The sequence below is a fragment of the Streptomyces sp. NPDC048297 genome (assembly GCF_043201585.1).
GTDB lineage: Bacteria > Actinomycetota > Actinomycetes > Streptomycetales > Streptomycetaceae > Streptomyces.
In genome coordinates this window covers 61,892-70,348 of sequence record NZ_JBICZA010000038.1, presented here as the reverse complement: position 1 = coordinate 70,348, position 8,457 = coordinate 61,892, and the positions used below count along the sequence as shown (strand labels likewise).

Here is an 8,457-nt window from a genome sequence, read left to right as displayed (position 1 = left end):
CTCGTCCGACAGTGTCAACTCGGCCTTCGGCCGCCCCGTCCGTGCCATAGAGCAAGCCTATACATCTGAACAGAATTCCCGACTCAGAACACTAGGACGCCTTTCACGGCAGCTCCAGGAAACCTTCGCTGGCGCCTCCAGGACACCTTTCCCGGCACACGGAAACGTTTCCCGGCATACGAAAACGCCGGCCGACCGGATGTGTGGTCGGCCGGCGTTCGCGCGCGATCGGTGGGAGCGCGTCGCGAGGTGACGCCAGGGGCGGTGACGTCAGGTGCGGGCTCCCACGGCGAGGGGCCGGGCACCGGCTCTGCTCTGCGCCCCCCCTGGTCGTGAGGCACCCGCACGGAGAACGCCGGCCGACCGGACGTGTGGTCGGCCGGCGTTCGCGCGCGATCGGTGGGAGCTCGTCGCGCTGAAGCGTCAGGCGCTGAGGCGGGTGATCGCGTCCTCGATGGAGAGTTCCTCGCGCTCGCCGGTCCTGCGGTCCTTCAGTTCCAGGACGCCCTCGCCGGCGCGGCGGCCGGCCACCAGGATCTGGGGCACGCCGATCAGCTCGGCGTCGGTGAACTTCACGCCCGGGGAGACACCGGCGCGGTCGTCGACCAGGACGCGGACACCGGCGGCGGCCAGCTTGTCGGCGACGTCGAGGGCCACCTCGGTCTGCAGCGCCTTGCCGGCGGCGACGACATGCACGTCGGCCGGGGCGACCTCCTTGGGCCAGCACAGGCCCTGCTCGTCGGCGGTCTGCTCGGCGAGCGCGGCGACGGCGCGGGAGACGCCGATGCCGTAGGAGCCCATGGTGACGCGGACGGGCTTGCCGTTCTGGCCGAGGACGTCGAGCTTGAGGGCGTCGGCGTACTTGCGGCCCAGCTGGAAGATGTGGCCGATCTCGATGGCACGGTCCAGCTTCAGGCCGGTGCCGCACTTCGGGCAGGGGTCGCCCTCCTGCACCACGACGACGTCCACGTACTCGTCGACCTCGAAGTCACGGCCCGCGACGACGTTCTTCGCGTGCATGCCGTCCTTGTTGGCACCCGTGATCCAGTCCGTGCCGGGGGCCACGCGCGGGTCGGCGATGTACGTCACCTTCTCGCCCAGGCCCTGCGGGCCGACGTAGCCGCGGACCAGGTCGGGGCGGGCCGCGAAGTCCGCCTCGGTGACCATCTCGACGGCCGCCGGCGCGAAGTGCGCCTCGACCTTGCCGAGGTCGACCTCGCGGTCGCCGGGCACGCCGACGGCGACGATCTCGCCGTCCACCTTCACCAGCAGGTTCTTCAGCGTGGCGGAGGCGGGGACGCCCAGGGAGGCGGCCAGGGTCTCGATGGTCGGGGTGTCGGGGGTGGGGATCTCCTCGAGCGCGGGCACGGCCGAGCCGTCCACCGGCTTGAGCTCGTAGGCGATCGCCTCGGTGTTGGCGGCGAAGTCGCAGTTCGGGCAGTCCGCGAAGGTGTCCTCGCCGGCCTCGGCCGGGGCGAGGAACTCCTCGGACTTGGAGCCGCCCATGGCGCCGGCGGTGGCCGAGACGATGCGGTAGTCGAGGCCGAGGCGCTCGAAGACGCGCCGGTACGCCTCGCGGTGCAGGGCGTAGGACTTGGCGAGGCCCTCGTCCTCCAGGTCGAAGGAGTACGAGTCCTTCATCAGGAACTCCCGGCCGCGCAGGATGCCGGCCCGGGGGCGGGCCTCGTCACGGAACTTGCTCTGGATCTGGTAGAGGATCACCGGCAGGTCCTTGTAGGAGGACGCCTGGTCCTTCACCAGCAGGGTGAAGATCTCCTCGTGGGTCGGGCCGAGGAGGTAGTCACCGCCCTTGCGGTCCTGGAGCCGGAACAGCTCCTGGCCGTACTCGTCCCAGCGGCCGGTCGCCTCGTAGGGCTCGCGCGGCAGCAGCGCGGGCAGCGAGACCTCCTGGGCGCCGATGGCGTCCATCTCCTCGCGGACGATGCGCTCGACGTTGGCGAGGACCTTCTTGCCCAGCGGCAGCCAGGACCAGATGCCGGCCGCCGTGCGGCGGACGTAGCCGGCGCGGACGAGGAGCTTGTGGCTGAGGACCTCGGCGTCGGCCGGGTCGTCACGCAACGTCTTCGCCAACAACTGGGACATGCGCTGGACCGGTGCGTTCGCCATGGTTCTCGTACTCCTGCCGATGGGGACCCCTCTCGAGCGCGGCCGAGAGCGGGGGAAGGTGATGGCATGGAGGTTAGCCGGGCTGGCTGTTCCGGCGGAAATCGGTTATGGCCGACACCCTAGACGCGGAGCAGCGGCAGGGGGGCGCCCATGACCGCGTAGGGCCTCGGGGCGCTCGGGAAGTGGACCTGGCGGGCCAGGTCGACGTAGCCGAGGGAGTGGTAGAGGCCGCGTGCGGGGCTGTCGGTGTCGATCGCGGAGAGGATCGAGCGAGGTTCGGCCGCGGCGTCCGTGATGGTGGTGATCAGGCGGCGGCCGATCCCGCGGTTCTGGTGACCGGGGTGGACGTGCAGTTCGGTGATGACGAAGGAGTCGTCGAGCCAGTAGGTGTTGTCCTGGGCGCGGAGGTAGGGCTCCACGACGGTGGACCACCAGTGGGTGCGGCTGTTGGGCATGCCGTAGACGAAGCCGACCAGGCGCCCCCGACTGGTGGCGCCGAGGGCTCGCGCGCCGGGGTACTCCATGTGGCGCTTCACGATCTGGCGGCGTACGGCGACCTCCTCCGGGCCGAGCCCGAAGGCCACGGCTTGGACGGCCAGGGCCTCGTCCACGTGGGCGGACAGGTCCAGGGGGCCGATGCGGAGGTCCATGGCGGGAGCGTACAGGGGCGATCGGGCGGGGTGGACGCGTCGGGTGGGTTCAGAACAGCACGCTCATGAAGGCGCCCACCTCGCGGAAGCCCGCGCGCGTGTACGTCCTTCGCGCCGCCGTGTTGAAGTCGTTCACGTAGAGACTGACGACCGGGGCGATGTCGGCGAGCGCGTACCGCAGGACGGCCGCCATGCCCGGGGCCGCCAGGCCCCTGCCCCGGTACTCGGGGGCGACCCAGACGCCCTGGATCTGGCAGGCGTGGGCCGTCGCCGCGCCGATCTCCGCCTTGAAGACGACCCTGCCGCTGTCGTCCAGGCGCGCGAAGGAGCGGCCGGAGCCGACCAGTTCGGCGACCCGGGCCTGGTACAGGAGGCCGCCGTCACCGGCCAGCGGGGAGACGCCGACCTCCTCCGTGAACATCGCCACGCACGCCGGCATGATCGTCTCCATCTCGTCCTTGCGGATGCGGCGGACGTACGGATCCGGGGCGATGTCGGCGGGCATGCGGTCGGTGACCATCAGGGGCTGCCGGGTACGGACCTCGCGGGCCGGGCCCCAGTGGGGTTCGAGCAGCCGCCACAGCTGGGCGGTGGCTTCCGCGGGGCCGACGATGGAGGAGCAGCGGCGGCCGGCCCGGCGGGCGCGGTCGGCGAAGGCGCGGACGGCGCGCGGGGTGGCGCAGAGCGGGACGAGGTTGGCGCCCGCGTAGCACAGGGACGTGAGCATGCCGTCCTCGTACCAGCCCCACATCTCGCCGCCCAGGCGCCACGGGTCGAGGCCGGCGACCCGGACGCGGGCCGCCACGAAGGCATTGGCGACCGGCTCGCTGTCGAGGACGGCGAGCGCGGCGCCAAGGTCGCTCGGACCGAGCACCCTTGAGGTGGTCTGGGTCAACACGTGCGGGGCCTCACCTGAGGGTTCTGCTGATCTCCGCACTATAGCTGCGCCGCTTTGGCCGCGCCTGTGAGCTGGGGGTGCTGGGGTCTTTGGGCGGGTGCGGGTGCGTTGTGGCTGGTCGCGCCCACGCGGCGGAGCCGCACATCGATACCGCCTCGCGCCCCTTGGGGGTACGGGGCAACCGGCGCTGAGAGCCACCCGCGTCCGATGCGGAGATCAGCCCTCCACCGACACCGACGGCTCGCCGGATTCCACTCCGGCTGCTTCCATCTGCTCGGCCAGCTTCATGGCCTCTTCGATGAGGGTCTCGACGATCTTGGACTCGGGGACGGTCTTGATGACCTCGCCCTTGACGAAGATCTGGCCCTTGCCGTTGCCGGAGGCGACGCCGAGGTCGGCCTCGCGGGCTTCGCCGGGGCCGTTGACGACGCAGCCCATGACGGCGACGCGGAGCGGGACCTCCATGCCGGTGAGGCCGGCGGTGACCTCTTCGGCGAGCTTGTAGACGTCGACCTGGGCGCGGCCGCAGGACGGGCAGGAGACGATCTCCAGGCCGCGCTGCTTGAGGTTGAGGGACTCCAGGATCTGGAGGCCGACCTTGACCTCCTCGGCGGGCGGCGCCGACAGGGAGACGCGGATGGTGTCGCCGATGCCCTGGGAGAGGAGGGCGCCGAAGGCGACGGCCGACTTGATGGTGCCCTGGAAGGCGGGGCCGGCCTCCGTCACGCCGAGGTGCAGCGGGTAGTCGCACTGGCCGGCGAGCTGGCGGTAGGCCTCGATCATCACGACCGGGTCGTTGTGCTTGACGGAGATCTTGATGTCCCGGAAGCCGTGCTCCTCGAAGAGGGACGCCTCCCACAGGGCCGACTCGACCAGGGCCTCGGGGGTCGCCTTGCCGTACTTCTGGAGGAGGCGCCTGTCGAGGGAGCCGGCGTTGACACCGATGCGGATCGGGGTGCCGTGGTCCTTGGCGGCCTGGGCGATCTCCTTGACCTTGTCGTCGAACTGCTTGATGTTGCCCGGGTTGACGCGGACCGCCGCGCAGCCGGCCTCGATCGCCGCGAAGACGTACTTGGGCTGGAAGTGGATGTCGGCGATGACCGGGATCTGGGACTTCCTGGCGATGGTGGCGAGGGCGTCGGCGTCGTCCTGGGTGGGGCAGGCGACGCGGACGATCTGGCAGCCGGAGGCCGTCAGCTCGGCGATCTGCTGGAGGGTGGCGCCGATGTCGGACGTACGGGTCGTGGTCATCGACTGGACCGAGACGGGAGCGTCTCCGCCGACGGCCACGGACCCGACCTGGATCTGCCGGCTCTTGCGGCGCTCGGCGAGCTTGGTCGGAACGGACGGCATGCCGAGAGAAATCGCAGTCATCTGCTGTGCAACCCCAAGTCGTGGATCAGGATCCGGTCCCGTGAACGGCGGGCTCCAGGCTTCGAGATTACGGCACCCGTCCGGGCGACAGCACATCCCACCCGGCAAACCCACTCGATGGAAGGCGGCCCGGATCACAGGGATCCGGGCCGCCTTGAACGCGGTATGGCTAGGAGATTTTGACGGGGTTGACGACGTCGGCGATCAGGACGAGGACGGTGAAGCAGACGAAGATCCCCGCCACCACGTACGCCACCGGCATCAGCTTCGCCACGTCGAACGGACCGGGGTCCGGGCGGCGCAGGACGCGGGCCAGGTTCCGGCGCAACGACTCCCACAGGGCGCCCGCGATGTGCCCGCCGTCGAGCGGGAGCAGCGGGAGCATGTTGAACAGGAAGAGGGAGAGGTTGAAGCCGCCGAGCACCATCACGAACATCGCCACCTGCTGGGAGGCGGGGATGTCGAGGGTGGCGATGTCGCCGGTGATACGGGCCGCGCCGACGATGCCCACCGGGGAGTCCGGTTCGCGGGGGCCGTCGCCGAAGGCGGCGTCCCACAGGGCCGGGATCTTGCCGGGCAGGGCGGCCAGCGAGCTGACGGCGTCGCCGACCCGGTCGCTCATCCAGGTCACGGATTCGCTGAAGTCCAGCCTCTCGACGCCGGTGGCGGCGCTGAAGCCGAGGAAGCCAGCCTTGACGTAGCCGTTGACGTAGTTGCCGTTGGAGTCCTTCTTGGCGACCCGGTTCGAGGTGATCGTCGGGTGCAGGGTCAGCTGCTCGCCCTTGCGGTCGACGACGATGGTGACCTGCTTGCCGGGGTTCGTGCGGATCAGGTCCGAGAGGGTGTTCCAGTTCTTGGTCGGGACGCCGTCGAAGGAGACGATCCGGTCGCCCGCCTTGAGGCCCGCCTGGTGGGCCGGGGACACCGGGTCGGACTTCTTGCAGGTGTCGCGGTGCGCGCTCTGGTCGATGGAGCACGGGGAGACCGAGGCGACGGTGGTGGTCTGCTGCTGGATGCCGAAGCCCATGAGCAGGGTGAAGAACAGGGCGATCGCCAGCACCAGGTTCATGAACGGGCCCGCGAACATGACGATGACGCGCTTCCACGGCTTGCGCGTGTAGAACATGCGCGTCTCGTCGCCGGGCTGCAGTTCCTCGAAGGCCGCCGAGCGGGCGTCCTCGATCATGCCGCGCCACGGTGAGGTGGAGCGGGCGGAGACCCGGCCCTCGTCGTCGGGCGGGAACATACCGATCATGCGGATGTAGCCGCCGAGCGGGATCGCCTTGATGCCGTACTCGGTGTCGCCCTTCTTCCGCGACCAGACCGTCGGGCCGAAGCCGACCATGTACTGGGGGACGCGGATGCCGAAGAGCTTGGCCGTGGACAGGTGGCCCAGTTCGTGCCAGGCGATGGAGACGAGCAGGCCGACCGCGAAGACCACTATGCCGAGGATGAACATCAAGGTCGTCATGCACGCGCCTCCGCGGTCGCCGTCGTGGCTGTCAGTTCACGGGCCCGGGTCCTCGCCCAGGTCTCCGCTTCGAGGACGTCCGACACCGTGAGTGAAGTTCCCGCTTCCGGGGTTCCGTGCTCCTCGACCACCCGGATGACGGTCTCCATGATCCCGTTGAAGGGCAGTGCGCCCGCCAGGAAGGCTTCGACGCACTCCTCGTTGGCCGCATTGAACACCGCCGGAGCGGTACCCGCGAGCCGCCCCACGTGCCGGGCGAGGTTCACCGAGGGGAACGCCTCGTCGTCCAGCGGGAAGAACTCCCATGTGGAGGCCTTGCTCCAGTCGAAGGCCGGGGCGGCGTCCGGGACGCGCTCGGGCCAGCCCAGACCGATGGCGATGGGCCCGCACATGTCGGGGGGCGTCGCCTGGGCGATGGTGGACCCGTCGGTGAACTCGACCATCGAGTGGACGTAGGACTGCGGGTGGACGACGACCTCGATGCGGTCGAAGGGGATGTCGTAGAGCAGGTGCGCCTCGATGACCTCCAGGCCCTTGTTGACCAGGGTCGCGGAGTTGACCGTGATCACCGGGCCCATCGCCCAGGTGGGGTGGGCGAGGGCGTCCTGCACGCTCACGTCCGCGAGGTCCGCCTTGGTGCGGCCGCGGAAGGGGCCGCCAGAGGCGGTGACGACCAGCTTGCGGACGTCGGCGCGGGTGCCGGCGGCGAGGGACTGGAAGAGGGCGGCGTGCTCGGAGTCGACCGGGATGATCTGGCCGGGCTTGGCCAGCGCCTTGACCAGGGGGCCGCCGACGATCAGCGACTCCTTGTTGGCGAGCGCGAGGGTGCGGCCCGCCTCCAGGGCGGCGAGGGTGGGCGCGAGTCCGATGGAGCCGGTGATGCCGTTGAGCACCGTGTGGCAGTCGGAGGCGGCGACCTGGGTGGCGGCGTCCGGTCCGGCGAGGATCTCGGGCAGGGGCTCCCCGGCGCCGTACTCGGCGGCGAGGGCCTCACGCAGGGCCTCCACGGCGTCCTCGCGGGCGACCGCCACGGTCCACACCCGTAGTCTGCGGGCCTGCTCGGCGAGGAGGGCGACCCGGGTGCCGTTCGCGGACAGGGCGGTGACCCGGAAGCGGTCGGGGTTGCGCAGCACGAGGTCGATGGCCTGGGTGCCGATGGACCCGGTGGAGCCGAGGATCACCACGTCCTTCGGGCCGTCGCCCGCGAGGGGGTCGTACACGAGGTGCGGGTCGGCGAGCGGGGCGGGGCTGGCGGGACTGTCGGTCATTCCCCCATTGTGGCCGCTGCCCGGTGCCGTCAGGACAGCGCGTCCCTCGGGCGGGTGGTCGGCACTCTCGTCGCCCGAGGATGCGGTTCCCCGTTTGTGGAGTATCAGTGAAGATCACGTGATAGGACTGCGGGTGGCCGCGGACCGGCCGGTGGACCTCCGGCCCGTGCACGACTTCGCGAACGACATCCTTGGGGGGATCTGTTCATGCGCTCTGTGCGGATACGCACCGCCCTGCCCGCTCTCGCGGGCGCCGCCCTGCTCACGGGCACCCTGCTCAGCACCCCGGCCGCGGCGGCCGGCGGTGTGGTGATCCACCGGGTCTGGTTCGACAGCCCCGGCAAGGACACCGGCTCGAACACCAGCCTGAACGCCGAGTGGGTACAGATCCGGAACACCAGCGGCTCGGCGATCTCCCTGAACGGCTGGATCCTGAAGGACGCCTCGAACCACAAGTACGTCTTCCCGAACGTCAAGATCGGCGCCGGAAAATACCTGAAGGTGCACACCGGCAGGGGCTCGGACACATCGTCGGACAAGTACCAGGGCCGCCGCGCCTACGTCTGGAACAACGACAAGGACACCGCCACGCTGACGAAGGCGAGCGGCACCAAGGTCGACTCCTGCTCCTGGACCACGCGGGATCCGAGCGACAAGTACTGCTGACAC

At 70.2% G+C, this 8,457-nt stretch carries 7 protein-coding genes; 1 reads left to right on the top strand and 6 read right to left on the bottom strand.

All coding sequences use genetic code 11. The features are described from left to right. Window positions 1–423: 423 nt before the first annotated feature. The 6 genes from ACGFYV_RS31920 to dxr all read right to left on the bottom strand — a co-directional run bounded on the left by ACGFYV_RS31920 (window position 424) and on the right by dxr (window position 7,788). Entirely contained in the window at window positions 424–2,127 is a 1,704-nt protein-coding gene (locus ACGFYV_RS31920) for a proline--tRNA ligase (protein WP_393881996.1), read from the bottom strand. Between the two features lie 119 nt (window positions 2,128–2,246). Then, window positions 2,247–2,777, bottom strand: coding sequence for a GNAT family N-acetyltransferase (locus ACGFYV_RS31915; protein ID WP_393881995.1), 531 nt, complete (start codon window positions 2,775–2,777; stop codon window positions 2,247–2,249). A 49-nt stretch (window positions 2,778–2,826) separates the two neighbouring features. Then, window positions 2,827–3,675, bottom strand: coding sequence for a GNAT family N-acetyltransferase (locus tag ACGFYV_RS31910; protein WP_393881994.1), 849 nt, complete (start codon window positions 3,673–3,675; stop codon window positions 2,827–2,829). A 216-nt stretch (window positions 3,676–3,891) separates the two neighbouring features. Continuing rightward, window positions 3,892–5,049, bottom strand: a complete 1,158-nt coding sequence (gene ispG / locus ACGFYV_RS31905) for a flavodoxin-dependent (E)-4-hydroxy-3-methylbut-2-enyl-diphosphate synthase (RefSeq protein WP_393881993.1) — start codon at window positions 5,047–5,049, stop codon at window positions 3,892–3,894. Window positions 5,050–5,218: 169 nt separating this feature from the next. After that, entirely contained in the window at window positions 5,219–6,508 is a 1,290-nt protein-coding gene (locus ACGFYV_RS31900) for a M50 family metallopeptidase (RefSeq protein WP_393882001.1), read from the bottom strand. 8 nt (window positions 6,509–6,516) lie between these two features. Beyond that, window positions 6,517–7,788, bottom strand: a complete 1,272-nt coding sequence (dxr, locus tag ACGFYV_RS31895) for a 1-deoxy-D-xylulose-5-phosphate reductoisomerase (RefSeq protein ID WP_393881992.1) — start codon at window positions 7,786–7,788, stop codon at window positions 6,517–6,519. Between the two features lie 207 nt (window positions 7,789–7,995). Between dxr and ACGFYV_RS31890 the strand changes: the two genes are divergently transcribed. Further along, window positions 7,996–8,454, top strand: a complete 459-nt coding sequence (locus tag ACGFYV_RS31890; protein ID WP_393881991.1) for a lamin tail domain-containing protein — start codon at window positions 7,996–7,998, stop codon at window positions 8,452–8,454. Window positions 8,455–8,457: the final 3 nt, after the last annotated feature.

What these genes read in the sequence shown, in the direction of transcription:
- ACGFYV_RS31920 (WP_393881996.1), bottom strand. Translation starts at nt 2,127, where the DNA reads ATGGCGAACGCACCGGTCCAGCGCATGTCCCAGTTGTTGGCGAAGACG.
- ACGFYV_RS31915 (WP_393881995.1), bottom strand. Translation starts at nt 2,777, where the DNA reads ATGGACCTCCGCATCGGCCCCCTGGACCTGTCCGCCCACGTGGACGAG.
- ispG (WP_393881993.1), bottom strand. Translation starts at nt 5,049, where the DNA reads ATGACTGCGATTTCTCTCGGCATGCCGTCCGTTCCGACCAAGCTCGCC.
- ACGFYV_RS31900 (WP_393882001.1), bottom strand. Translation starts at nt 6,508, where the DNA reads ATGTTCATCCTCGGCATAGTGGTCTTCGCGGTCGGCCTGCTCGTCTCC.
- dxr (WP_393881992.1), bottom strand. Translation starts at nt 7,788, where the DNA reads ATGACCGACAGTCCCGCCAGCCCCGCCCCGCTCGCCGACCCGCACCTC.
- ACGFYV_RS31890 (WP_393881991.1), top strand. Translation starts at nt 7,996, where the DNA reads ATGCGCTCTGTGCGGATACGCACCGCCCTGCCCGCTCTCGCGGGCGCC.